The 24,528-nt window shown below is 61.4% G+C and carries 22 protein-coding genes and 1 tRNA gene; 11 read left to right on the top strand and 12 right to left on the bottom strand.

Annotated elements, in window-relative coordinates; all coding sequences use genetic code 11:
- Window positions 1-62: 62 nt before the first annotated feature.
- Window positions 63-857, bottom strand: a complete 795-nt coding sequence (locus RFN30_RS28925; protein WP_320265472.1) for a transporter substrate-binding domain-containing protein — start codon at window positions 855-857, stop codon at window positions 63-65.
- Between the two features lie 56 nt (window positions 858-913).
- A complete protein-coding gene (locus RFN30_RS28920) occupies window positions 914-1,729 on the bottom strand; it encodes an ABC transporter ATP-binding protein (protein WP_320265471.1) in 816 nt (271 codons plus the stop codon).
- Between the two features lie 210 nt (window positions 1,730-1,939).
- Here RFN30_RS28920 and RFN30_RS28915 point away from each other — a divergent pair, with 210 nt between their 5' ends.
- The 4 genes from RFN30_RS28915 to RFN30_RS28900 all read left to right on the top strand — a co-directional run bounded on the left by RFN30_RS28915 (window position 1,940) and on the right by RFN30_RS28900 (window position 6,043).
- Entirely contained in the window at window positions 1,940-2,812 is an 873-nt protein-coding gene (locus RFN30_RS28915; protein ID WP_320265470.1) for a dimethylarginine dimethylaminohydrolase family protein, read from the top strand.
- Window positions 2,782-3,453, top strand: coding sequence for a TetR family transcriptional regulator C-terminal domain-containing protein (locus tag RFN30_RS28910; protein ID WP_320265469.1), 672 nt, complete (start codon window positions 2,782-2,784; stop codon window positions 3,451-3,453). Before RFN30_RS28915 ends, RFN30_RS28910 begins: the two co-directional genes overlap by 31 nt.
- 121 nt (window positions 3,454-3,574) lie before the next feature.
- Window positions 3,575-5,155, top strand: coding sequence for a 5-guanidino-2-oxopentanoate decarboxylase (locus tag RFN30_RS28905; protein WP_320265468.1), 1,581 nt, complete (start codon window positions 3,575-3,577; stop codon window positions 5,153-5,155).
- A gap of 180 nt (window positions 5,156-5,335) precedes the next feature.
- Window positions 5,336-6,043, top strand: a complete 708-nt coding sequence (locus RFN30_RS28900; RefSeq protein ID WP_320265467.1) for an SDR family NAD(P)-dependent oxidoreductase — start codon at window positions 5,336-5,338, stop codon at window positions 6,041-6,043.
- A gap of 125 nt (window positions 6,044-6,168) precedes the next feature.
- On the opposite strand, the gene rpsA is transcribed toward RFN30_RS28900, so the two are convergent.
- The 3 genes from rpsA to aroA all read right to left on the bottom strand — a co-directional run bounded on the left by rpsA (window position 6,169) and on the right by aroA (window position 10,325).
- Window positions 6,169-7,866: a 30S ribosomal protein S1 gene (gene rpsA, locus RFN30_RS28895; protein WP_127861798.1), complete on the bottom strand. Its 1,698-nt coding sequence runs from the start codon at window positions 7,864-7,866 to the stop codon at window positions 6,169-6,171.
- Window positions 7,867-8,070: 204 nt separating this feature from the next.
- Entirely contained in the window at window positions 8,071-8,721 is a 651-nt protein-coding gene (gene cmk / locus RFN30_RS28890; RefSeq protein WP_320265466.1) for a (d)CMP kinase, read from the bottom strand.
- 245 nt (window positions 8,722-8,966) lie between these two features.
- Window positions 8,967-10,325, bottom strand: coding sequence for a 3-phosphoshikimate 1-carboxyvinyltransferase (gene aroA, locus RFN30_RS28885; protein ID WP_320265465.1), 1,359 nt, complete (start codon window positions 10,323-10,325; stop codon window positions 8,967-8,969).
- Window positions 10,326-10,520: 195 nt separating this feature from the next.
- Here aroA and RFN30_RS28880 point away from each other — a divergent pair, with 195 nt between their 5' ends.
- A complete protein-coding gene (locus tag RFN30_RS28880; RefSeq protein WP_320265464.1) occupies window positions 10,521-10,913 on the top strand; it encodes a TIGR02300 family protein in 393 nt (130 codons plus the stop codon).
- Between the two features lie 164 nt (window positions 10,914-11,077).
- Window positions 11,078-11,153 (top strand) — tRNA-Ala (locus RFN30_RS28875).
- 252 nt (window positions 11,154-11,405) lie between these two features.
- Here RFN30_RS28875 and RFN30_RS28870 read toward each other — a convergent pair.
- The 6 genes from RFN30_RS28870 to RFN30_RS28845 form a co-directional block, all read right to left on the bottom strand.
- The gene (locus RFN30_RS28870; RefSeq protein WP_320265463.1) at window positions 11,406-13,079 is read right to left on the bottom strand and encodes a recombinase family protein; all 1,674 of its coding nucleotides are present in this window, start codon (window positions 13,077-13,079) and stop codon (window positions 11,406-11,408) included.
- Window positions 13,076-13,549: a DUF2924 domain-containing protein gene (locus RFN30_RS28865; RefSeq protein ID WP_320265498.1), complete on the bottom strand. Its 474-nt coding sequence runs from the start codon at window positions 13,547-13,549 to the stop codon at window positions 13,076-13,078. Before RFN30_RS28865 ends, RFN30_RS28870 begins: the two co-directional genes overlap by 4 nt.
- Window positions 13,549-13,980: a DUF3489 domain-containing protein gene (locus tag RFN30_RS28860; RefSeq protein ID WP_320265462.1), complete on the bottom strand. Its 432-nt coding sequence runs from the start codon at window positions 13,978-13,980 to the stop codon at window positions 13,549-13,551. The genes RFN30_RS28865 and RFN30_RS28860 overlap by 1 nt, the downstream gene beginning before the upstream one ends.
- 275 nt (window positions 13,981-14,255) lie before the next feature.
- Window positions 14,256-15,026 (bottom strand): ImmA/IrrE family metallo-endopeptidase, encoded by a 771-nt coding sequence (locus RFN30_RS28855; RefSeq protein ID WP_320265461.1) that lies wholly within the window; start codon window positions 15,024-15,026, stop codon window positions 14,256-14,258.
- A complete protein-coding gene (locus RFN30_RS28850; protein ID WP_320265460.1) occupies window positions 15,026-15,418 on the bottom strand; it encodes a hypothetical protein in 393 nt (130 codons plus the stop codon). Before RFN30_RS28850 ends, RFN30_RS28855 begins: the two co-directional genes overlap by 1 nt.
- A gap of 18 nt (window positions 15,419-15,436) precedes the next feature.
- Window positions 15,437-16,060: a hypothetical protein gene (locus RFN30_RS28845; protein WP_320265459.1), complete on the bottom strand. Its 624-nt coding sequence runs from the start codon at window positions 16,058-16,060 to the stop codon at window positions 15,437-15,439.
- A gap of 165 nt (window positions 16,061-16,225) precedes the next feature.
- Here RFN30_RS28845 and RFN30_RS28840 point away from each other — a divergent pair, with 165 nt between their 5' ends.
- From RFN30_RS28840 to RFN30_RS28830, 3 genes are read left to right on the top strand one after another with little or no spacing between them, the layout of a single operon-like run.
- Window positions 16,226-17,467: a nucleotidyltransferase domain-containing protein gene (locus tag RFN30_RS28840; RefSeq protein WP_320265458.1), complete on the top strand. Its 1,242-nt coding sequence runs from the start codon at window positions 16,226-16,228 to the stop codon at window positions 17,465-17,467.
- Complete coding sequence (locus RFN30_RS28835) at window positions 17,460-17,900, top strand: type II CBASS E2 protein (protein WP_320265457.1); 441 nt, start codon at window positions 17,460-17,462, stop codon at window positions 17,898-17,900. The genes RFN30_RS28840 and RFN30_RS28835 overlap by 8 nt, the downstream gene beginning before the upstream one ends.
- A complete protein-coding gene (locus RFN30_RS28830; RefSeq protein WP_320265456.1) occupies window positions 17,897-18,937 on the top strand; it encodes a CBASS cGAMP-activated phospholipase in 1,041 nt (346 codons plus the stop codon). The genes RFN30_RS28835 and RFN30_RS28830 overlap by 4 nt, the downstream gene beginning before the upstream one ends.
- A 145-nt stretch (window positions 18,938-19,082) precedes the next feature.
- Here the strand turns inward: RFN30_RS28830 and RFN30_RS28825 are convergent, their stop codons facing one another.
- Window positions 19,083-20,285: a DUF3644 domain-containing protein gene (locus tag RFN30_RS28825; protein WP_320265455.1), complete on the bottom strand. Its 1,203-nt coding sequence runs from the start codon at window positions 20,283-20,285 to the stop codon at window positions 19,083-19,085.
- Window positions 20,286-20,481: 196 nt separating this feature from the next.
- Here RFN30_RS28825 and RFN30_RS28820 point away from each other — a divergent pair, with 196 nt between their 5' ends.
- Window positions 20,482-22,587: a RecQ family ATP-dependent DNA helicase gene (locus tag RFN30_RS28820; RefSeq protein ID WP_320265454.1), complete on the top strand. Its 2,106-nt coding sequence runs from the start codon at window positions 20,482-20,484 to the stop codon at window positions 22,585-22,587.
- Window positions 22,584-23,753: a DNA-processing protein DprA gene (locus RFN30_RS28815; protein ID WP_320265453.1), complete on the top strand. Its 1,170-nt coding sequence runs from the start codon at window positions 22,584-22,586 to the stop codon at window positions 23,751-23,753. Before RFN30_RS28820 ends, RFN30_RS28815 begins: the two co-directional genes overlap by 4 nt.
- Window positions 23,754-24,528 lie beyond the last annotated feature (775 nt).

The raw sequence follows: 24,528 nt of genomic DNA, 5'->3' as shown, positions 1-24,528 counted from the left end.
TTCCCGGAATTGCTCTAAGGGGCACGGCGCTCGGCCATGCCCCTCAAGCTCATGCGGAGACGTCAGTTCGACTGCGTGGCGCCGCCGTAGATGTCGAAGTCGAAGTATTTCTTCGAGATCTCGTCATACTTGCCGCTGGCGCGGATCGCCTTGATGCCGGCGTTGATCTTTTCCTTGAGCGCGGTGTCTTCCTTGCGCACGCCGGCGCCGACGCCCGGTCCGAGCACCTCGTCGTCCTGGGCGACCATGCCTTTGAGGTCGCAGCAGGCCTTGCCCTGGTCGGTCTTGAGGAATTCGCCAAGCGCGATGGAGTCGGCCTGCACCGCGTCGAGACGGCCGGCCGCCAGGTCATTGTTGGCTTCGTCCTGCGTCTGGTATTCCTTGATCTCCTGCGCGCCGGTGAAGTGCTTCTTGGCGTAGACCGCATGCACCGTCGACACCTGGACGCCGATCACCTTGCCCTTGAGATCGTCCGGCGTGGCGCCGAACTTCTGGTCCTTCGGTCCGATGATCGCCGTCGGCGTGTTGTAGTACTTGTCCGAGAAGTCGATCGTCTTCTTGCGCTCGTCGGTGATCGACATCGAGGAGACGATAAGGTCGATCTTCTTGGTGGTCAGCGCCGGAATGATGCCGTCCCAGGCAACGGGCGTGATGACGCAGTCGAGCTTCTCCTCGGCGCAGACGGCGTCGATGAAGTCGACTTCCCAGCCGACCCACTTGCCCGTCGCGTCCGGCGAGGTGAAGGGCGGATAAGGCTCGGCGGCGACGCCGATCTTGACCTGATCGGCCTTGGCCACGCCCATCGCGGCGACGCCGAAGAGCAGCGCCGCGGCGAAGGTCTTGAGAACTGTCTTCATTTCAGGACTCCCAGTTTGTTGTTGTTCCCGGTTTTTCGCTCCGCTTGACGTCGGCCCTAGCCGACGTTGCGGAGGAATTGCTTGAGCCTTTCGGATTTGGGCGCGCCGAACAGCTGTTCCGGCGGGCCTTCCTCTTCGACCAGCCCGTTGTAGAGGTAGACGACATGCGTCGCGACCTCGCGGGCGAACTTCATTTCATGCGTCACCAGCACCATGGTGCGCCCCTCGCGCGCCAGGTCGCCGATCACCTTCAGCACCTCGCCGACCAGCTCCGGGTCGAGCGCCGAGGTCGGCTCGTCGAACAGCATGACGCGCGGATTGATCGCCAGCGCCCGGGCGATCGCGGCGCGCTGCTGCTGGCCGCCCGACAGGAATGCCGGGTAAACGTCGCGCTTCTCCGCCAGCCCGACGCGGGCAAGCAGCTTCTCGGCCTGGGCGATCGCCTCGTCGCGCTTGACGCCGAGCACGTGCACCGGAACCTCGATGACGTTCTCGATCAGCGTCATGTGGCTCCACAGGTTGAAGTTCTGGAACACCATGCCGAGCCGGGAGCGGATGCGCTCGATCTGCTTGCGGTCGGCGGGAACCGTGTGGCCGTGGCTGTCGGCCTTCAGCTTGATCTCTTCGCCGTTGACGCGAATGATGCCGCTGGTCGGGTTCTCCAGGCAGTTGATGCAGCGCAGCAGCGTCGACTTGCCGGAGCCCGAGCCGCCGATGATGGCGATCACCTCGCCGTCGCGCGCCGACAGCGAAACGCCCTTCAGCACGTGCAGCTGGCCGAACTTCTTGTGCAGGTTTTCGACATGGATGGCTTCGGCGGCGCCGCTTTGCGCCTTGCCGGATGGGAGTGCGGCAGCCTCCACCGCGCTCACCGAGTAACCTCTATATGGGCGACGGCGGTTCGTCGAACGTCTATCCGGCTAATCAACATACGCTGTACTGCCCGCTCCAGACTTCAGCATGGACCCGACGGCGCGAGCCCGTCAATCCCGCTCATTACGGCACTTGCGGCCTTGTTGTGCAAGTGTATAAATAGCCTTTCATGAAATTTTTTCGATTTTTTTCAGCTTAAAAGGGCATCGATGAGCGCTTTCGGATCACAGTCCATGGCGGCGCCGCTGCGGCGTGTGCTGATGCGGTCGGCGGCCAACGCCATGCGCGACGCCGACAGGGCTGCCTGGCACTACGGCCCGGGGTTCAACCCGGCGAAAGCGGCGTCGCAGCATGCGGTCCTTGCTGAACTGGTGGCGGCTTCCGGCGCCGAAATCGAATGGATCGAGGACAAGGCCGACGGTCTTTCAGATTCGGTGTTCACGCACGACCCGTCGCTGATGACCGACCGCGGCGCGCTGATCCTGTCCATGGGCAAGCCATTGCGCGCCGGGGAGCCCTCCCTGCATGAGGAAACCTATAGAAGACTGGGCATTCCGATCCTCGGCCGCGTCGAGGCTCACGGCCAGGTCGAAGGCGGTGATTGTGTGTGGGTAGACGCCCGCACGCTGGCGATCGGGCGCGGCGTCCGCTCCAACCAGGAAGGCATCCAGCAGGTTTCCAACCTGCTGACGCCGCTGGGCATTTCCGTCTATGGCTTCGATCTGCCGCTGTGGCAGGGCGAAGAGGCGTGCCTGCATCTTATGTCGGTGATCAGCCCGCTGGCCGACGACCTCGCGCTGGTCTATTCACCGCTTTTGCCGGCGCCCTTCTATCAGATGCTGAAGGCGCGCGGCATTCGGCTGGTCGAAGGCGACGCCGAAGAGTTTGCCGCTTCCAACGGCCTCAGCCTGAACGTGCTGCCGACCAGCCCGCGCAAGGTCATTGCCGTTGCAGGCTTCCCCAGGACCAAAGCCGCGATGGAAGCCGCCGGCTGCGCGGTTGAGATATTCGAGGCGGATGCGCTCTGCATCGCCTGTGAAGGCGGGCCGACATGCCTGACGCGGCCGATCCTGCGCCAATGAATGCGCGCCGCAAGTTCCGTCGCGAGGGCGAGGAGCGGCGGCGGCAGGACCTGATTGAAGCCACCCTGGACAGCGTGGTGGAACATGGCCTCGAGGGCGCCACCCTGCGCACCATCGCATTGCGTGCCGACGTCACCGCCGGGCTGATCCGGCACTATTTCCCCGGCAAGGAAGAGTTGCTGCAGGAAGCCTACACAGCGCTGGTCGGCCGCATGACCGAGCAGGCGAAGGCGGCACTGGTTATGGAAGATGCCTCGCCGCGCCAACGCCTTGCGGCTTTCGTCACCGCCAACCTCAATGCGCCGATCGTCGACGCGCGGGTGTTTTCGCTCTGGGCAACCTTCCTCGGCCGCGCCAATGCGGATCCGACGCTCGCCCGTGCCCACCGCGAAGGCTACCTTGGCTTTCGCAACGAGGTGGAAGCGGTTGTGGCTGAAGTGCTTGCCGCCGAACAGCGCAAACCGGACGCGGGCCAGCTGCGTCACCATGCCATCGCGATCAATGCGATCATCGACGGGCTCTGGATCGAAGGCTGCCTGGCCGGCGAGATGTTCTCGCCCGGCGAATTGGCGGCGATTGGCATCAAGGCTGTCGAGGCCGAACTCGGCCTCGCGCCGCTAGAGCAATTCCAGGAAAAGTGAGAAGCGGTTAGGTTCGGCCATTTCGCCGTAACTTTCCGTCCGGAATTGCATAAGAAACAAAGAGATAGAGCGGATCACTGTTTCCGTTAAACAGTGATCCGCTCTAAAGGGGAGAGAACCAATGACCACGCTCGGCGAAGCGCTCATCACCTTGCTCGAGGCGCATGGCGTCGACACCGTCTTCGGCATTCCGGGTGTGCATACGGTCGAGCTCTATCGCGGGCTGGCGCGCTCGAAGATCCGCCATGTCACGCCCCGCCACGAGCAGGGCGCCGGCTTCATGGCCGACGGCTATGCGCGCGCCGGCGGCCGACCGGGCGTCGCCTTCGTCATCACCGGCCCGGGCCTCACCAACACCATCACCGCCATGGGCCAGGCGCGCGCCGATTCGGTGCCGATGCTGGTGATCTCCGGCGTCAACGCCACCGATACGCTCGGCAAGGGGCTCGGCTTCCTGCACGAATTGCCGGACCAGCGCGGCATGATGGAGAAGGTGGCGCTCTTCTCCGAGCGCATCACCGAGGCCGGGGAGCTGCCGGGCGCTCTCGCCCGCGCCTTCGCCGTTTTCTCCTCCTCGCGTCCGGGTCCGGTCCATATCGAGATCCCGACCGACGTCATGGTGAAGCCCGCCGAAGGTCTCGCGCCGGTGCTCAGCAACAGCGCGCCGCCCGCTCCGGCTACCACGGCGGTCGCCGACGCTGCGAGGTTGATCAAGGCGGCTCGCCGGCCGCTGATCCTCGCCGGCGGCGGCGCCAGGAAGGCCGATTCGACGCTGATGCGCTTCGCCGAAACTCTCGGCGCGCCAGTCGTCGAGACCGCCAATGCGCGTGGCTTGCTGCATCGTCATCCGCTCTGCGTGCCGGCAAGTCCCAGCTTGAAGGCTGTGCGCGCGCTGATGGTGGACGCCGATCTGGTGATCGCCGCCGGCACCGAATTCGGTCCGACCGACTATGACGGCTATGGCGACGGCGGTTTCGTGCTGCCGCCGAACCTCATCCGCATCGACATCGGCGCCGACCAGCTCGCCCGCCGCCCGGTGACGGTTGGGATCCAGGCCGATTGCGCCGAGGCGCTTGGTGCACTGCTGACCGAGCTTGGGCCCGCCCATGTCGCCGCGAAGGACGGCGCGGTCCGCGCCGCGGCGGCGAGAGAGGCGGCGCTCGCCGAGTTGAAACCCGACTATCTGGCGCAGGTGCGCGCGGTGGAGGCGATCCGCGATGCGCTGCCCGGCGCGATCATCGTCGGCGACTCGACCCAGCCGATCTACGCTGCCAACCTCTATTACGATCACGACCGTCCGGCCGGCTGGTTCAACGCCGCGACCGGCTTCGGCGCGCTGGGCTACGGCCCGCCGGCGGCGATCGGTGCCGCCCTTGCCGTGCCCGAGGCGCCGGTCGTTTGCCTCACCGGCGATGGCGGCTTCCAGTTCACCCTGCCGGAGCTGGGCGCGGCGCTCGACGCCGAAGCGCCGGTGATCTTCGTCGTCTGGAACAATCGCGGCTATCGCGAGATCGAGACCTCGATGCTCGATGTCGGCGTCGAGCCGGTCGGCGTGTCGCCGGCGCCGCCGGATTTCTGCAAGCTCGCCGAAGCCTATCGCATAGAGGCAGAGCGGCTGGCCGGGGTCGGTGGCTTGGCCGAGGCGCTGAAGCGGGCGCGAGCGGCGCGCAAGCCGCGCGTCATCGAAATCACCATCGACTGAAGACTTGGCAACCTTTCCCATCCAGTCGGGACGCAGCGACGTGACGTCACGCGGCGTCCCGACGCATGCAAAGAAGGGACGCCAGCCATGTCGATATTTCAATTGAGTGACAGCGCGAAAGGCGCGACGTTCGATACTGGGGCGGCATAACCATAAGAATACGACAGGAGCAGTCGAAATATGACGGAAACGCTTAACGGCAGGCATGTCGTGGTGACGGGCGGCACTGGGGCGCTCGGCGGCGCGGTTGTCGGCAGATTGCTGGAGCAGGGGGCGATCTGCCATGTGCCCAATGCCCATGCCGCGGCCCCGCCGCACTTTCCTTACGCAGCCCACGCCAGCGTCCACCTTGCGCACAATGTCGACCTCTCGGACTCCGCCAAGGTCGAGGCCTTCTACCATCAGGTTCCGGAGCTTTGGGCTTCGATCCACCTCGCCGGCGGTTTCACCATGGCGCCGGTGGAAAAGATCGAATCGGCGTCCTTTGCCGAGATGATGGAGACCAACGCCCGCACCGCCTTCCTCTGCAGCCGCGCCGCGGTGCGCTCGCTGCTGGCGTCCGGCACGGCGGGGCGCATCGTCAACGTCACCGCGCGCGCCGGGCTCGATCCCAGGCGCGGCGCAGGCATGGTCGCCTATGCCGCGAGCAAGGCGGCGGTCGCCGCGATGACGCAGGCCATGGCCGAGGAGCTGAAGCACAAGGGCATTCTGGTCAATGCGGTGGCGCCCTCGACGCTCGACACGCCGGCCAACCGCGCCGACATGCCCGACGCCGATTTCACCAAATGGGTCAGCCTCGAAGCCGCCGCCGAAGCGATCGCCTATCTCGCCTCGCCTGCCAACCAGGCGATGAGCGGCACGCTGGTGCCGCTCTATGGCAGGGCCTGACCTCACAGATCGGAGTGCAATGAGAAACCCCGCCGGATCGCTCCGGCGGGGTTTTTGTTTGGTCCTTGCGAAGCGGGCCTACGCAATTCCGGGCGGAAAACCGCTACGCGGTTTTCCTGGAATGCTTAGTTGCCCTGCTTCTTCAGCGCAGCGCCCAGGATGTCGCCGAGCGAAGCGCCGGAGTCGGTCGAGCCGTACTGGGCGACCGCTTCCTTCTCTTCGGCGATTTCCAGCGCCTTGATCGAGACCTGCAGCTTGCGGGTCTTCTTGTCGAAGGCGATGACGCGGGCGTCGACCTTCTGGCCGACGGTGAAGCGCTCGGGGCGCTGCTCGTCGCGGTCGCGGGAAAGGTCGGAACGCTTGATGAAGGTCTCGAGGCCGCTGTCGACCAGCCGCACTTCCAGACCACCATCCTTCACCGCGATGACCTCGCAGGTGACGACGGCGTTCTTGCGCAGTTCGCCGCTGCTCGCCGCCTCGCCGACGGTGTCGCGGGCCAGCTGCTTGATGCCGAGCGAGATGCGCTCCTTCTCGATGTCGACGTCGAGCACCTGCGCCTTGACCATGTCGCCGCGATTGTACTCTTCGATGACCTGCTCGCCAGGACGGGTCCAGTCGAGGTCGGAGAGGTGCACCATGCCGTCCACGTCGCCTTCGAGACCGATGAACAGGCCGAACTCGGTCTTGTTCTTGACCTCGCCCTCGACCTGGCTGCCGACCGGATGGTTGCGCGCGAAGGCTTCCCACGGGTTCTCCAGCGTCTGCTTGAGACCGAGCGAGATGCGGCGCTTGGCCGGATCGACCTCGAGCACCACCACGTCGACTTCCTGCGTCGTCGACAGGATCTTGCCGGGGTGCACGTTCTTCTTCGTCCACGACATTTCCGAAACGTGGATGAGGCCCTCGATGCCCGGCTCCAGCTCGACGAACGCGCCGTAGTCGGTGATGTTGGTGACGGTGCCCTTGATCTTCTTGCCGATCGGGAACTTGGTGCCGATATCCGACCACGGATCCGACTCGAGCTGCTTCATGCCGAGCGAGATGCGGTGGGTTTCCTGGTTGATGCGGATGATCTGCACCTTGACCGTCTGGCCGATGTTGAGGATCTCGGTCGGATGGTTGACGCGGCGCCATGCCATGTCGGTGACATGCAGCAGGCCGTCGATGCCGCCGAGGTCGACGAACGCACCGTAGTCGGTGATGTTCTTGACCACGCCTTCGACCACCTGGCCTTCCTCGAGGTTCTGCACGATCTCCGAACGCTGTTCGGCGCGGCTCTCTTCGAGCACGGTGCGGCGCGACACCACGATGTTGCCGCGGCGGCGATCCATCTTGAGGATCTCGAAGGGCTGCGGGTTGTGCATCAGCGGCGAGACGTCGCGGATCGGACGGATGTCGACCTGGCTGCGCGGCAGGAACGCCACGGCGCCGTCGAGGTCGACGGTGAAGCCGCCCTTGACCTGGTTGAAGATGACGCCTTCGACGCGCTCACCCTTGGTGAACTTCTCTTCGAGGCGCACCCAGCTCTCTTCGCGGCGAGCCTTCTCGCGCGACAGCATGGCCTCGCCAAGCGCGTTCTCGATGCGCTCGACATAGACCTCGACGGTGTCGCCGACCTTGAGGGAGGAGTCCTTGCCCTTGGCGCCGAATTCCTTCAGCGGCACGCGGCCTTCGACCTTGAGGCCGACGTCGATGATGGCCATGTCCTTTTCGATCGCGGTGATCGTGCCCCGGACAACCTGGCCCTCGCCGGAATGGCCGGCGGTGAATGATTCTTCGAGCATGCTCGCGAAATCATCGCGAGTGGGATTTGCAGCTGACATTGTTTCTCCTGGAGTGCTCCGCACAATGAGCAGAGCGGGCGCCGTGGGTTAGCGTTGCGTGAGCCTGCCGGCGTTCCGGGCTGAAGAGCCCTTGGCCGCCCAAAGCGGCAATCCGGCGCATAGAGAATGCTGGCAGGCTGGTTCGTGCCCGATATGGGTATTTTCTTTGCTCCAGGCAACGGAAGCACAAGGAAAAACCCTCAATCAGGCCTTGTTTCTCTTGGCCAGGACGTCGTCAACGATCGCCATCGCCGCCAGAAACGCGGCTTCTATAGCCATTTCGCTGGTATCAAGCAAGTGCGCGTCGACGGCGGGCTTGAGCGGAGAGTCGGCACGGCCCATGTCGCGTTCGTCGCGGCGCTCGATGTCGGCGAGGATCGTGGCGAAATCGGCGCTGCCGCCCATGCTTTCGATCTCGGCCAGCCGGCGCTTCGCCCGCACCGCAGCACTCGCCGTCACATAGAGCTTGATGTCGGCATCCGGGCAAACGACCGTGCCGATGTCGCGCCCGTCGAGCACCGCGCCCGGCGGCGCCTTGGCGAAGTCGCGCTGCTTTTCGACCAGGATGCGCCGGACAGTTGGGATCACCGCGACCTTCGAGGCGGCCTCGCCCACCGCATGTGCCGAAAGCACTGCGCGGTCGAGGTTCGAGAGATCGACCTGCCGCGCCGCGGTTTTGGCCGCCGAGACATTGTCGAGCGGCAGGCCGAGCTCGAGCAGCTTGTGGGCCACCGCGCGATAGGTGAGGCCGGTGTCGAGCAGGTTCAGCCGGTAATGGTCGGCGAGCCGGCGGGCGAGCGTGCCCTTGCCGGCGCCAGCGGGGCCGTCGATGGCGATGGTGAAGGTGTGGGTCATGGGCTCGCCTCGAGCAACGGACAAGACGAGCGCGGCGTTCCTTCGCGCCCCCCTCTGTCCTGCCGGACATCTCCCCCACTTGGGGGGAGATCGGCCGTCATCGCGGCTTTCGCCAATTGTCGATGCTGCAGGATGGAGCGCGGCGCCAAGGCAGCCAATCTCCCCCCTTGGGGGGGAAATGTCCGGCAGGACAGAAGGGGGCGCTGTCCCGCCGGCGTTTCAATTAGGCTGCAACCCATCGGTCCTCACTCGATCTCCGCGCCCAGCCCCTTCATCAGTCCCATGAACTCCGGAAAGCTCGTCGCGATCATGTTGGCGTCGTCGATGGTCACCGGCTTTTCCGTCGCCAGCCCCATCACCAGAAAACTCATGGCGATGCGATGGTCGAGATGCGTCGTCACCGCCGTGTCCAGCCCGTCGGGGTGAGCGCCAAGGCCCTTGCCGCCGGGCTTGCCGCGCACGGCGAGCGAGGCTTCGCCCTCGCCGCAGTCGACGCCGTTGAGCTTCAGCCCGTTGGCGACCGCCGACAGCCGGTCGGATTCCTTGACCCGAAGTTCCTCCAGCCCCTGCATCAGCGTCTCGCCCTCGGCAAAGCTCGCAGCCACCGCCAGCACCGGATATTCGTCGATCATCGATGGCGCGCGCTCCGGCGGCACCACGACGCCCTTGAGATCGGAGGAGCGCACGCGCAGGTCCGCCACATCCTCGCCGCCGGCATTGCGCGGATTGAGGATGTCGATGCGGCCGCCCATTTCCTGCAGGGTCAGGAGCAGGCCGGTGCGTGTCGGGTTCATCAGCACGTTCTCGATCGTGATGTCCGAGCCCGGCACGATGAGCGCGGCCACCAGCGGGAAACCGGCCGAGGACGGGTCGCCAGGCACCGCGATGGTCTGTCCGGTGAGCTTGCCCTGGCCCTCGATGAAGATGTGGCGCACGCCGCGCTCGTCGGTCTCGACGGTGAGGTTCGCGCCAAAGCCTTTGAGCATCTTTTCGGTGTGGTCGCGCGTCATCACCGGCTCGATCACCGTGGTGATGCCCGGCGTGTTGAGACCGGCAAGCAGCACCGCCGACTTCACCTGGGCCGAGGCCATCGGCACGCGATAGGTGATGGGCGCGGCGTGCTTCGGGCCGCGCAGCGTGATCGGCATGCGGTCGCCCGGCGCCGCCTTCAGCACCTGGACTCCCATTTGCCGCAGCGGCTCCAGCACGCGGCCCATCGGCCGGCCGGAAAGCGAGGCGTCGCCGATGAAGGTCGTCTCCATGTCATAGGTGCCGACCAGCCCCATGGTCAGCCGCGAGCCGGTGCCGGCATTGCCGAAGTCAAGCGGGCCTTCGGGCTCGAGCAGCGCGCCGTTGCCGGTGCCGCGGATCACCCACTCCGCCCCCTTCTTTTCGATATGCGCGCCCATCGCCTTCATGGCGGCGCCGGTGCGCATCACATCCTCGCCTTCGAGCAGGCCGGTGATGCGCGTCTCGCCGGAAGCCAGGCCCCCGAACATGAAGGAGCGGTGCGAGATCGACTTGTCGCCCGGCACCCGCGCCGTGCCGGCAAGGGCAGGAGATTTGCGGGCCGTGGCCGGCTTCGGGGCGGCAGCGTGAGACATTGTCTTTTCCAAATGCGGGTGCCGGCGGGCCGGCTCAATTCGTCGTGTTGCGGCGGTCTCGTATCACGGCGCGCGGCAATGGTCATCCCCTCGCGGGGGCCTTCGAATGCAAGGTTTTGCGATGCCGGCTTTTGGCTTTGACAGCGTCGAAAACTGCGGTTAAGGGGACCAGCTCTTTTATTGACGAGGCTTGCTGTGGCAAAACCCGAACTTGGCACAAAACGTGTCGACCCCGAAACCGGTCGGAAATTCTACGACCTGAACAAGGACCCGATCGTCTCGCCCTACACCGGTAAGAGCTATCCGCGCTCTTATTTCGAGGAAGGCAAGATTTCCGCGATCGAGGACGATGAGGACGTCGCCGACAAGGAAATCGACGCCGAGGAAGAAGAAGGCGCCGAAATCGTTTCGCTGGAAGATGCGGACGAGGAGACCAAGGGCGGCGGCGACGATCTTCCCGATCTCGGCGACGACGAGGACGTGGATCTCGGCGACGATGACGACGAAACCTTCCTTGCCGACGAGGAAGAAGAGGACGACGATGTGTCTGACATGATCGGCGTCGGCGACGATGAGGACGAGGTCTGATCTGATCGTTTGCCGGCCATTTTGGCCTGTGACGAAAAAGCGGCTTTTCAAGGCTTGATCTTGACCGAAGGCGGCGCTAGAAGCCGCCAGCACTAAACGACGGCGCGGTTCCCAGCTGCGCCGGATCTCTTCGCCGGAAACGGCGCCGGCTGACTGCCGGGAGTGGGGCCATAGCTCAGTTGGGAGAGCGCTTGAATGGCATTCAAGAGGTCGTCGGTTCGATTCCGATTGGCTCCACCAAACAGTCCTTCTCTAACCTGCCGTCTCTCGACACAGGGAAATAGCTTGGCCTTTTCCGTAGCTTAGCCGCACATTTCGGCGATCGCGTGGACCAGAGACTCGAGTTTCTACGGAGTTTCCGCCTGAGCAGGCGCCTGGTCTCAGGAGACCCGACAGCCGTTCCAGTTGTTTTGGAAATTGATGCTAGCGCCACCTCGCAGATGCGAGCCGAAATCTGGGGTTACCCGGTTCGATTTTCGAGCGTGCAGGCAGCTACCGGGAAATGAAGCTCCTCTGATCTTCCCATGATGCAGGAACATCAATCGACCGCGACAGGCGCGCGGCGGTCAGGTCAGCAGGCTGAGTTCCGCCAAGGATTGCGTTCGTCGCAGCCGGGGAAAGAAATGCCAGCGGAAGGATGCGACTAATGTCCGCCGGATGTACCTTCAACTGAGAAGCCAACTCGACGACTGAATGGGCGGATCCGTTTGTAAGCAGTCCCAGATAATGGTGCGCCCTTCCGATCAGATCGATCAGGGCATCGTCTCTCTCATAAGCGAGCGTGCTATCGATGACGATCCGCTGCTCCTGACCGCGCCGCCTGATAACGATCGGCATTTCTACAATATGGCTGTCGGCAGCTTCTTCGATTTCTGGTCCTGCGTGGTCGCTGATGGTGCCTAGAAGTTTGCCAACGATCGTCTTCGGCCGCACGACGAACCTGATCGCAGACGCTGAGATTTCAATCCTCGCAATGATTTGGCCGAACACCGTACGGCGGAATTCACCGGTCCGATCATCGTTCAATTGATCGTAGATCGACTGGGCCAAACGGAATCCGGTCTCGATGGAGGCGCCAAGGGCGTGCCGCTGGAGCCATGTCGCAAGAAGGACCTGATCCTTCAGGAGCTCGCATATTTTTCGGAGTACGATCTTTTCGAGAAGGGACGCTGGCAAGCGCCAGCGCTGTTGCGCCTGATCTCGGTCCGCAAAATCGGCCGACACGTAATAGCGATAGCGCTTGCCATGACTGGTCGTGGAAGTTGGCTTCAGTCGAACACCGTTCTCGTCGAACACCAAGCTGGTCAGCAGATGAATACCGTTTGCATTGGATGAGCTGCGTCGGGCTGGCGCTTGCCGGGCTAGCTGGGCTTGCACCCTGTCGAACAGATCAGTTGAAATGATTGGTAGGTGCTCGCCGGGCAGAATGGCGGAGCGATGCCTCAGCTTGCCGACGTATATCGGGTTCGCCAAAAGGTAGAATACCTTGCCCCTGCTCAACCGCTCGGCGCCTCCTCCCATGCGTCCCGATTTGTGAAGCTCGCTCGCTAATGCTGTAACCGAGCGAAGCTCCAGGTAGCGCTCGAAAATCCAGCGGACGGTTTTAGCATCTTGTTCATCAATGACGAGCTTCCGGTCTTCGACCCGGTAGCCGAAAGGCACGCGGCCACCCATCCAGATACCCTTGTTCTTGGATGCCGCGATCTTGTCGCGAATGCGTTCGGCTGTGACCTCTCGCTCGAACTGTGCGAATGACAGAAGGACATTGAGCGTCAGCCTGCCCATCGATGTGGTGGTGTTGAACTGCTGAGTGACAGAGACGAATGACACCGAACTGGCATCGAAAATCTCGACGATCTTCGAGAAGTCCATTAGCGAGCGGGTGAGGCGGTCGATCTTGTAGACGACCACCACGTCGACTTTCTTGTCGCGAATGTCCTGCAGCAGCCGCTGCAAGGCGGGGCGCTCCATCGTGCCCCCGGAGATGCCGCCGTCGTCATAGTGATCAGGAACGAGCTTCCAGCCAAGGCCAACCTGCGAGGCGATGAAGGCAACACAGGCTTCGCGTTGGGCATCGAGTGAGTTGAATTCTTGGTCGAGGCCTTCCTCGCTCGATTTGCGAGTGTAGACAGCGCAGCGCAGGCGCGGTGTGGAGTTGCTGCTCATAGGCGGAAGAACCTCGGGCCGGACCAATGTGCGCCGGTGATCTTGCGCGCGATGGACGATAACGATGGATAGACCTTGGCCTCGAAGACGAAGCCATCCTCGATCACCTCGACGATGTGGGTCCTGCCGTTCCAGTCACGGACCAACCGAGCGCCTGGCAAAACCAGTTTGCGTGTCCGAGCGGTCGTGACCGTGATGTCGTTGACGACAACGTTAGGTTGCTTGTCGCGGTCGGCGATCTTCTTCTCGACCCGGTCTATGGCGGACCTGAGCATGCGACGCGTCTCGGTGGACAATCCACCGAGACGCTTTGCCTGAAGGTGCCAGGCTGCAGCCCTGATCAGAAGTTCACGCCTGACACCCTTCGGGGGCAAGCACCTGTAGATCTTCTCCCATTGGGCTGCGAGTTCCTCGCGCGAGAGGTCGCCCAGGGCGGCGACCTCTGCTTCAATGTTAAGCTTGGCGCGCATCACCGTGAGGGGCCCTTGGCGCTGTCATCGATGCGATATCGGCGGACACCGTCCTTGCCGACATGGCTGACCAGGTTGAGGCCAAGCTTCTTCTTGACGACCGCGGACAAGAAGCCCCGCACCGAGTGCGCCTGCCAGCCGGTTGCCTCCACCACCATCTCGATCGTGGCGCCCTTGGCCAGTCGGAGCTTCTTCAGCACCAGCTCGGACTTGTTTTGCTTGGTCTCGGTGCGGCCCGCAGCCTTCGGTGGCTTTGCCGGTATCGGCTCAGCGCCCACTGCGTCGCGAGCTTTCTTGTTGGGGGACTTCCCCTTCTTCGCCCGCTTGGGCGGGGTCTCTAGCGCGTCCCAGATATGTTCGTGTGGCTCCGGCGGAATCTGAAACTTGTCGCTGTCCGATTCAGTGCCTTGATCGGTGCCGATTATCGCCATGGTCGTTCTCCTCAGTCTGAGGCGTCGGCCAATCCGGCGCCTGTACTGACTTGAGCCCGCCTAGCGGGCTGGAGGGACCTTGGTCCTGGCGGTGCGATAACTGCCGCGCGTTAACTACAGCAATGCATGCGTACGCAACGAAGTCTAGTGGAATGTGCCGCGATGCTAGGAACATGGAGTTCTGGCAAGCAACGGTCTCGACTTAGCAGCAAAACTCGGAAAACGGCCTGCCAGCTCCCTTATTGCGACTGAGTTCCGGACCAATCGGCCCTGCGTCAGCCAGCCATCCGTTCCGGCAGGTTTAGAATTGTGACCACATCGCCAGTCGGCAGCTTGAACGATTGCTCAGTGATCTCGAACTCGGCGGCCGAATGATGATCGAACCATGCGTCCGCGCCAATCTTTCGCGGAAACCCCTCCGTCCGAGCGTCATTGCCGAACATCATCGCGAACGCGAACGAATCCGGATCAAGATCCTCCCGGGCGAACCAGCGTCGCTGCATTGAAGGAGCCCGGGTTACCCATGGCTTGCCGGAGGCGCGGTGAGTGACAACCATGCTGCAGGGGAACTGGTCGCTATCGATCATTCTGATCAACGTCGCGGTCAGGCTGGCAGAAAACAGTGTGGCCACGGCGCGCAGCGCATTGATGTCCAGGCGCTTGTGCAGGCGCGCTGCAGGCTTGAAGAGATACCACGGCATGATGAGATCGGCCGCATATGCGTCAGCCGCTCGTTCTTTCGTCGCCTGCTCGTTCCTGTAGTTTCCGATATCGGCCGCACGGCACACGGCACACTGTCCGCGATGATGCGCCCAATGGCCCAGTTCGTGTCCGATAGAGAACCGACGCCGCTCATGAGGCGAAGCGGCGTTGACTGAGATGATCGCCTTGTCGCCGAGCCCGATGATGCGGGCCTCGCAATTGACGAGGGGGCGAACCTTGATCTTAGCTCCGACGTGCCATGCGATGGCTTCAAGATCAATATCTCTGGGATCGTCGATGCCCAAAGACTGAAGCAGATCTTCGGCTCTGGTTAGTCGCTTCATCATTTGCTGCTGTTGTCGTCCTGATCGCGTTCAAGTTCGGCAATGTCTTCGAGCAGGCCGTCATCATCTTCATTGCCGGCCTGGCCAAACCGAGCGGCGAGTGTCAGATTGGCGCCGTCATCATTAGCTCCGGTCTTGAGCGAGGTAAGCCGGCGCTTTGCGCGTTCGATATCGCGGCCGGAAGCCGGCGCTGAAGCGAAGACGTCCGAACGAACTGCCAGTCGCGCCGCTTCGAGCTTGCGCTTGGCCAGACGCGAGCGTGCGGTTGCAACGGCTGCATCGAAGGCCTTGACGTCGGCTTCATCTACCGGCTCGTCATCCTTGCCATGTACGATCTCGTCGATCAGGAACTCGTGCAGGTGGTCAAGCCACTCTCTATCTTTCCCTGACATGTCGACCTTCCAATCTGCCTAGCGCTCGCGCGCAGCTGCCGCCAGCCTCTTTCCAAGCTGCAGCATCTGTCTCTTGAAGCGCCGGCGAACAGTTGCCAGCGCGACCGTGTCCATTCCCATCCAGTCCGCCAAGTCCTTTCCGATGAACGGGACGGACATGCCCTCGAAAAGCAGTTCAAGCTCTGCATCGCCGGCGATGTCGGCAAGCAGAGCTTTGCGATATTCGTCCGTATCCATGCGGTCGACGACTTCGCCGGCATCGGCGCTGGCCGCGTCGATTGCAATCATTCCGTGATCTGCATCGCGTTCGATCACGCCGAACTTGCCCTTTTCCCTTCCGGAACCCATGCGCCGAATGCGTGTGCGCTCCGTGATGAACTGAATGTCGGAAGCTAGGCTCTTGATCGTACCCAACAGGACGGGGAATAGGTCGTCGTCGTCGGCCCGGCGTTTCCGACGCCCCTCCCACATCCTGACGAAGGCCTCGCTGATCAGTTCGTCGGCGTCGGCAAGACATGCGGCCGCACATTTGACGGCAAACCGATATGCGTCCCGCTTCTGCGCAGACGTCATGCGGTCGAAGAAATTGCTTACCTCCTCTTCCGAGCAAGGTACACGTCTAACGCCGGCTTCGGCATCCATTCGACGTCTCCCAAAACACCCCGTCGACTCTCCTCCAGACTCTTATGCGCACATCAAAGCCGATTCAGACAAAAAATAAAATTGTCTGAATCTCCAAATCCCGCGCCTTTCTCTTAAGGGGGCCTCCCAAGCCGCACCGAAACCTTTGAATTCAGGAACAAGACTATGACTGTGTCCGCATACCGGGGGAAGAACCCCTTCGAAGACCCGCTTGATCGCATCCTGGCGGAAATCGCCTTCAGCGTTCAGTTGCCTCCGTCCCTCCATGCCAAGGCGTGCCAGCGTTACAAGGCGGTGCGCGATTACCTGGAAGGCACGACGGCGTTCCAGGATCAGATCGAGCATTTTTATGCACAGGGATCGATGGCTATCGACGCGACCATCTCCACGCGTGGCACCGACGACGAGTACGATATCGACATCGTCGCCCAGCTTGGCGGCCGCTATCGTCACATGACGCCGCTCGTGATCCTGCAGGCGCTCGCTGCGGCCTTGATGGACTACCCGGTCCAGAAGGTCATCCAGCAGACCCGCTGCGTCACGCTGTTCTATGCCGACAACATGCATCTCGACGTGACGCCGGCACTCCGCGACTACGGCACCACCGATCGCCAGTCGGAGATCACCCACGCGAAGGGGCCACTGCCGTCGAATGACGACAGCATGGTGCCCATGAACGCCTATGGACATGCTGAATGGTATAGGGCTCGCACGCCGAACGAAGAGCGCGTGATCGAAGCCTTTAAGGACCGGTGGTTCGGCGACCATCGGACGAGCATCCGCGCCGACGCCGAAGTCGACGAAGTTCCCGATCAGACGCAGTTCGTCGTGAAGAACATGGCGACTGTCGCGTTGCAGCTGCTGAAGCGCTATCGCAACGTTCGCTACGCTAACCATAGCGGCCGCATCCCACCGTCGGTCATGCTTTCGTACTTTGCCGGCGCTGCGGCGCTTCCCGACATGAATCTCTCAGACATGCTGGTCCGTATCTGCCGCTGGATCATCGGCGAGATCGAGCGGGCGTCGATCAACCGTCAGAAGCTTCACGTCGTCAATCCGACCTACAGCGCCGACGTCTTCACCGACCGCTGGCCGGAAAACCTGGATCAGCAGAACCAGTTCGCCCGCTATCTCCACGATCTCGTGGCCGGGATCGAGCGCGCCAAACGCGGCGAACTGGACCCCGTCAGGCTGCGCGACTGGCTGCGCGAGATGTTTGGCGACCGCGTCGCGACGCGCGCAGCCGACAGGATGGCCGACGCTACCGGTGCGGCAATCGTCGCAGGGTCGCAGGTCTACAGCAAGAAGGGCAGCATTCTGTTACCGGCGGCAGCCACGATTGTGACGTCGGCGGCTCCGGTCGCCGCCAAGCCGCACACCTTCTTCGGAGATCCGGTTGATGAATAGTCGCCTGCTCCCGATCGAGGAGCAGGTCGCTTCGATGAAGCGTGACTGGCCCGGCTTTCGGGTCAGTCGCCTTTCCCGTCGCGCCGACGCAGCCCGCTGGACCGGCGATCTCAAGCAGTTTCAGATCTATCGGATCGAGATCCGTTATCAGGTAGGCTACGCCCCCGAGGTGCGGGTTCTGTCCCCGGCGCTGATCCGGCTTCCAGAAAATCCCGAGGGCTCGCTTCCCCATGTCTACAACCGTGACGACGACCCGACGCTCTGTCTATACGATCCGGCGGCGAACGAGTGGGACGAAACCATGCATCTGTCCCGGACTATCGTTCCCTGGAGCGCCGATTGGCTCGCCTGCTACGAGTTGTGGCTCATGGCCGGACGCTGGACCGGCGGCGGGCGTCACCCGACCCCTCATGCAGATGGAGTTGCCTCATGACTTACCAGCCACCCCGTCGTTCGGACGGCACTCTTCAGCAGACACGAAAGAAGGAGCCATGGCCCGAAGGCCGGATTTTCCGCATCCTGTCAATCGATGGCGGCGGCATCAAGGGCGTTTTTGGCGCATCCTATCTCGCCGAGATCGAGAGGCGTTTCTTGGACGGGCAGTCAATTGCCAGCCATTTCGACATGATCACCGGCACCTCGACCGGGGGCATCATCGCGCTGGCGCTCGCCGCAGAGATGACGGCCCGGCAGGCTGCCGAGATCTACACAGAGCGTGGATCAGTAATCTTTCCGAAGGGCAGGGGTATTTTTGATCTCCCGCAGTGGCTGCGGCGCCCGAAGCACGACCAGAGCGTTCTGAAGGACGAACTTCTGAAGGTGTTCGGTGAGCGTCTTCTGGACGATGCTACGACTCGTCTCGTTATACCGAGCTTCGAGGGCCGTTACGGCGAGCCCTACATCTACAAAACCCCACACCACCCCGACTACAAGAAGGACCGGCACGCGAAGGCAGCGCACGTTGCGCTGCATACATCGGCTGCTCCGGGATACTATCCCGGGGTTGAGAATGACGGCCACATCATGATCGACGGGGGCATCTGGGCGAACAACCCTGTTATGAATGCCGTGGTCGATGCGCTCGCCTGCTACGATCTTCCGCGGGAGAATATTCGCGTTTTGTCCATCGGCACGGGAGACGAGATTCTTGGGCTCGACGAAGGCGTCCGAAAAGGGGGCCTCTTGCGCTGGGTATTTCCAGGTTTGGGGAAAGCGCCTATGATCTTTCGCGCTGCAGCGAAGGCGCAGTCTCGCAACGCTCTTGGCCAAGCCTACCTTCTAGTCGGAAAGCAAAACGTCGTCCGCATAGACCCTCCAGAATCGGATAACCCTATCGGTCTCGACGATGTCGAGCGAGCGGTGGTGGAACTGCCCCGGCTCGCTCGTTCGCATGCCGAGGCAACAGGGCACTACGTGCATCAGATGTTCCTCAGTGACAGGGCGGACCGTTTTGTGAACTGCAAGCAGTAAAAGTGTCGGAACCAATATGATGAAGTTCGACGGCGGCCGTAGCAACTGGCCCTAGGGACGGCCGAATAAGCCACTTTTCATACTCTCAGGCCAATCACGTTACTGCTCCTTGGTGCAGTGATCGAGCCACGCCAAAAGCGGAAGCTCAGACGGCAGCCACGTACTTGCTGGCATTCTCTTGACAGTGGGCGCGCACGCGCGCGAGCCAACTGTCGAACCAGACCCACATGTTCTTATAGTCACCAGGCCTGCCGAACCCCTTTTTCGGATCCTTGGCATCCAACTCCTTCCACAATGCGGTGTGCACTGCTTGGTTGAATCTCGGATATCCTTCCGCGTGCATTGCGTTGATTACCTGTCCGGCAGTAAAGCGCACCTTGTCAACTTCCTTGAGCAGTACCGCATTAATCGCTTTCGCCTCGTCCGAACTCGGCTTGATAAATTCGATGGCGATGTCTGCTTTGCTCGCCTTGCTGCCGAGCTTTGGCACGAACGCGACGCGATAAGTGAACGCGGGATCCTTGAGTTCCTCGTCACTCATCTTCGCGTGGAAGGCGTCCATCGTGGAAGCGATCGTAGAAGGCAGGGAAGAGCCCTTCTTGAGACCAGCTGCCTGTGGTGCATCAAACGTTACGAACTGCAGGGCGATCGGCAAGCGGCGCTCGAGCCCAAACTGCGCGCCAAACCAAGATCGGATCGCCTCATTGAAGTTGAGGCAGCAGGCTTGCATTAGCGGCCCGAGCGCATCGTCGATCCGGTCCGTCGAGCGATGCTCAATCTCGTGCCGTATCTCCAGCAATAGCTCAAGGTTCTGCCGCACCGCCTTCGCGACCGGCAGCTTGTCGTTGCGTAAGCATTTGCCTAGTTCCCAATACGCTTCTGCGCCACTTGCTAAGAGCTTGGGTGCGCCGTTGGTTTTGTAGCGATAGTCGATTCCTTCGCGTTTGAACCAAGCATGGCAAAGATAAGTCCATGCAATCATTGCTGTCGTGATGAAGATCTCCGCACGGAAGTGGAGCCCCGCCGAATTGAAGTTGTGAACTGCGGCAATCATCGCCTCTCGCCCCTTCACCAGAAGCTCGTCGCCCCTTATGCTTAGGCCAGTCTCTCCATCCACGTCTGGCCAACAGTTCAAGAATTCGGCGAGCTGCTCGGAATTGGCTGATTTAACGGCCTTGTGCTTCTTTTCCGACCGAATTTCCGAAATCTGCCTGTGGTTGATTGAGCGCGTGGGCCGGGTGAAATAAGCGAGGATGTCCTGGTCGTTGTACTTTTTGGTCGCCAGCATTGCTTTGACCATCGCTACTTCCCAGCGTTCGAGATGGTGGCCCTTTTTACGGTTCGGCATGGCATGAAAGTCTCGCGCAAATTGAAGCGTCAAATAGGGTGGTTTTGTCTAAGCTTGTAAATGGGGGAAAGCGTCCCATTTCGCACTCCTCCGAGGTCTGTCTTAATAGGCAGTCGCACTGATTCCAGAATGGCCAAACTGAGTCGACGCGCGGATTCCGGCGGTCGCCGATCATATAGCAAGGGGGAAGAAAAGCTTGGTAACTCGAAGCGAAGGTCTCCGCCTACTACGCCAAGCCCTTGGCGATGCGAGCGCGGAGTTCATGGAGGGTCAATGGCCGGCTATCGACGCCATTGCAAATGGGCGTCGGCGCGTACTTCTTGTCCAGCGGACCGGTTGGGGAAAAAGCATGGTCTATTTCCTCTCGACGAGGATTTTGCGAGATCAAGGTGCCGGAACAACCCTGATCATTTCCCCTCTTCTCGCACTCATGCGCAACCAGATCGCAGCTGCGCGGGGGCTTCATCTGACAGCCGAGACTATCAACAGCACCAATCGGGATGAATGGCACGAGATAACGACGCGGGTTCGCGCCGACAACGTTGACTTGCTGCTCGTCTCGCCGGAAAGGTTGGAGAATCCGGAGTTTTTGGAAGAATGCCTGCTCCCCATTGCCGAAAATATCGCGTTCCTTGTGGTGGATGAAGCTCACTGTATTTCTGACTGGGGTCACGATTTTCGCCCAAGTTATCAACGGATCAATAGGCTGCTCCGAGAGCTTCCGCCCAATGTCGCGGTGCTTGCAACGACCGCGACTGCAAATGAGCGCGTGGTGGAGGATATTCTCGTTCAGCTCGGCGAAAATACAGAGTTGCAGCGAGGTTCACTCATGCGGGAGACCATCGCCTTGCAGACAGTCGATCTGCCAAACCGTGCGTCTCGATTGGCGTGGCTGGCGCTCGCACTTCCGGGGATTGATGGCAGCGGTATCATTTATACGTCGACCGTACGCGACGCGAAGTCAGTGACGGCGTGGCTGCAAGATCAAGGCATTGAGGCTGAAGCCTATTATGGAGCACTTGGACAAGCGGAAGGGGACGAAGGCGCGCGCGAGGCACTCGAGGGAAGGTTGCTACGCAACGAAATTAAAGCTCTCGTTTCAACCAACGCCTTGGGTATGGGTTTCGATAAGCCCGACCTCGCGTTCGTCATACACTTCCAAGCGCCACAGTCGATTGTCCACTATTACCAGCAGGTAGGTCGCGCTGGACGTGGAATTGCCGAGGCGGTTGGCATTCTCATGACAGGCGAAGAAGACGACGAAATCAATCACTATTTTATTGATGCGGCATTCCCGCCGGACCGAGATGTTGAGCGAGTGCTGGCGGCATTGGATGACGCAGATGATGGGCTTAGTATCAACGACCTTCTGAAGGTTGTGAACCTTCGCAAGGGCCAGCTTGAGAAAGTCCTCAAGCTTCTCGCGGTCGAGGACAATCCTCCCATCGCTAAGCGGGACTCGCGTTGGTATCGGACCCCCAACCCCTATGCCGTCGATAGAGGACGCATCGAACGGCTAGCGGGCCAAAGAGAGGCTGAGTGGCAGCATGTGCAAGATTATGCCCGCGCGGAGACCTGTTTAATGGCTTTTCTAGGCCAGGAGTTGGATGATCCTGAAGCGACTGAATGCGGGAAATGCGAGGTATGTCTCGGCGAGCCCGTCATTGATATAGTTCCCGATCGCGCGACTGTCGCAGCCGCCGCGCGTTTCATAAAGCGAAGCGAGGTGCCGCTCGACGCGCGCCGGCAGTGGATCTCTGGTGCGTTTGAGGGTTATGGATGGCGCGGCAACATCCGGCCTGAGCTTCGCAACGAGGAAGGCCGTGCGCTCTCAATCTGGCGAGACGCGGGCTGGGCCACGCTTGTTGAGCAGGGAAAAGAGGATGGGCGTTTCCCTGACGAGCTCGTCGACGCTTGTGTTGAGATGATCGAGCGTTGGGCGCCGCATCCGGCACCTGAATGGGTCACCTGTATCCCATCCCTCCGATCAGAAGAGCTAGTTCCCGATTTCGCGCGGCGGTTGGCGGAGGCACTTGAAATTCCCTTCCGACCTGCTGTTTCTAAGGTCCAGGAGACCCAGCGGCAGCGGAACATGATGAACAATTGGCAGCAGGCCCAGAACTTGGACGGAGCATTTCACGTCGACCCAGATCAGGTCGAGGTTGGTCCAGTCTTGCTTGTGGACGATATTGCCGACTCCCGCTGGTCGCTGACCGTCGTCGGAGCGCTGCTACGGGCGGCCGGCAGCGGACAAGTTTTTCCGTTGGCCCTAGCATTGGCATCAGCGAGTAATGCCGGATGACGACAACTTCGCTTTCACTAGACGGTCAGGCAACCGCCCTGCTGGTAGGGCGATTTGGCGAAGGTAGGGCCAAACCGCTGACGCGCGTGGAATTCAATAGGGTTGCCCAGAACCTGCACCAACGTGGACTGCGCCCTTCTGATCTTTTCCGGCAATTGCCAGACGACCTTCCAGTGGACCGAGAACGGCTTAGTCTGCTGATCTCGCGCGGCACGGCATTGGCTCTTGCGGTCGAATCCTGGAGCCAAGTTGGCATTCGACTAGTCAGTCGAGCAGACCCCAACTACCCCGCACGCTTCAGGCGCCTGCTCAAAAGCGGATCAAGTCCCATCCTCTATTATGCCGGCGATCTTTCGTTGTTGGAGCGCCCGACAATAAGCGTGGTCGGATCGCGTGATGCCACGCAGGAAGGCCTTCGTTTCGCACATGTCATCGGTGAACGGGCTGCGGCGGAAGGTGTTGTTACAGTGTCGGGAGACGCTCGCGGCGTAGACCGAGCCGCAATGGAAGGAGGGCTTGATCACGGCGGTTATGCCGTAGGCATCCTTTCAGACTCGCTTTTTAAATCGGTACTATCAAAACGATACCGGCAAGCTATTGGGAGTGGGAACCTCTTGCTCATTTCCCATGTCGAGCCGGACGCTCGCTTTACCGTCACGCAGGCAATGGAGCGCAACCGGTACATTTATGCAGCCGGAGATGTGGTGATCGTAGCAGACAGCGACATCAAAGGCGGAACTTGGAGCGGCGCCATAGAGAATTTGAAGCATCGCTGGGCTCCTGCTTTTGTCCGGACTGGCCATGAAACGCGTGAAGGAAATGTTGCTCTGCTCAATGCAGGCCTGGTTGAGATTTCTGACGGGTGGCTAAGCCACGAACGGCCAATCCATTCGCTTTTGGACGTGAGAATTGACGCACCAGAATCGCTGCCTCTTTTTTCAACCAGGGAACAGGCTACTGCCGACGATTCCTCCCGAGACATCCTTTTCAATCTTTTCCGCGAGCGACTGTTATCCGTCCTCGACGCTCCCCAAGACACCTCGAACATCGCTGATAGCTTCGGTCTTGAGATCCACCAAGCCGAAGTCTGGCTAAAACGCGCAGCCGCGGCTGGTGTTGTTGAGATCACGGCGAACCGGCGCTGGAAGCGTAAACAGGGTCACTAAGATAACTTCACAGATCCCAGGCTGGCGGTTTCAAGACCGGCCGCTTTTCTGCTGAGATCGTCAATAGGCCACCGGCGGCGTGCGGGTCCCATTTCAGACTTTCAGTCTTAACTTTCGGCGCGGAAATCCTGTGGCGAGGCGTGACTGGAGCGAGGACACGCCTTCGCCGGCTAGTGGCAGCGCGCTTATTACGATGATAGCAGGAAGCAATGGCCGTCCTTGACGATCGGATGGTGGCACTCGAACGCACGGCGACTTTGTCTTACAGGCTTTGCAGCGAAAGGTGCTTACTGCCTTGGAACCAACGTTGAGCAACTCCTCGGCTGCCCTGCCGCAGCAGGTGGTGGCTGCGCTTCACTTGGGCTATGCCGACAAGCTGAGCCTTTTTCAAAAACACGGGCAATTGGCAGCACCATGCATCTCGGCGAATTGATCGCGAACGTCCTTGCCACGCTTCTCCTGATGTGCGTTCTGGCGGTCGTGTTCTTCGTCGCCAGTCAGCCGCTCTGGACGGATCGGGGGCGAACATGGTCATCCTCACACCGCCAGACGCAATGACTACCGCATCTATCAAAGCGCCAACTCATCCACGCCTGCCCGAGTTGGTCGATACCAAACTGGTGCAGCCTAGACCGGAGCGGGACTAGAACCCCTTGGCAGACACAATAACCCCGCAGCAGTCGCTGGCCGCACGCGCGCTCTTGAAGTGGTCTCGGGTGCGGCTTGGCGTCAAGTCCAGCCTTGGCGAAGGGACTATCAAGGACTTTGAAGACGA

This window comes from Mesorhizobium dulcispinae (genome assembly GCF_033977345.1).
Classification (GTDB): Bacteria; Pseudomonadota; Alphaproteobacteria; order Rhizobiales; family Rhizobiaceae; genus Mesorhizobium; species Mesorhizobium dulcispinae.
This window is presented reverse-complemented; position numbering and strand designations above follow the sequence as displayed.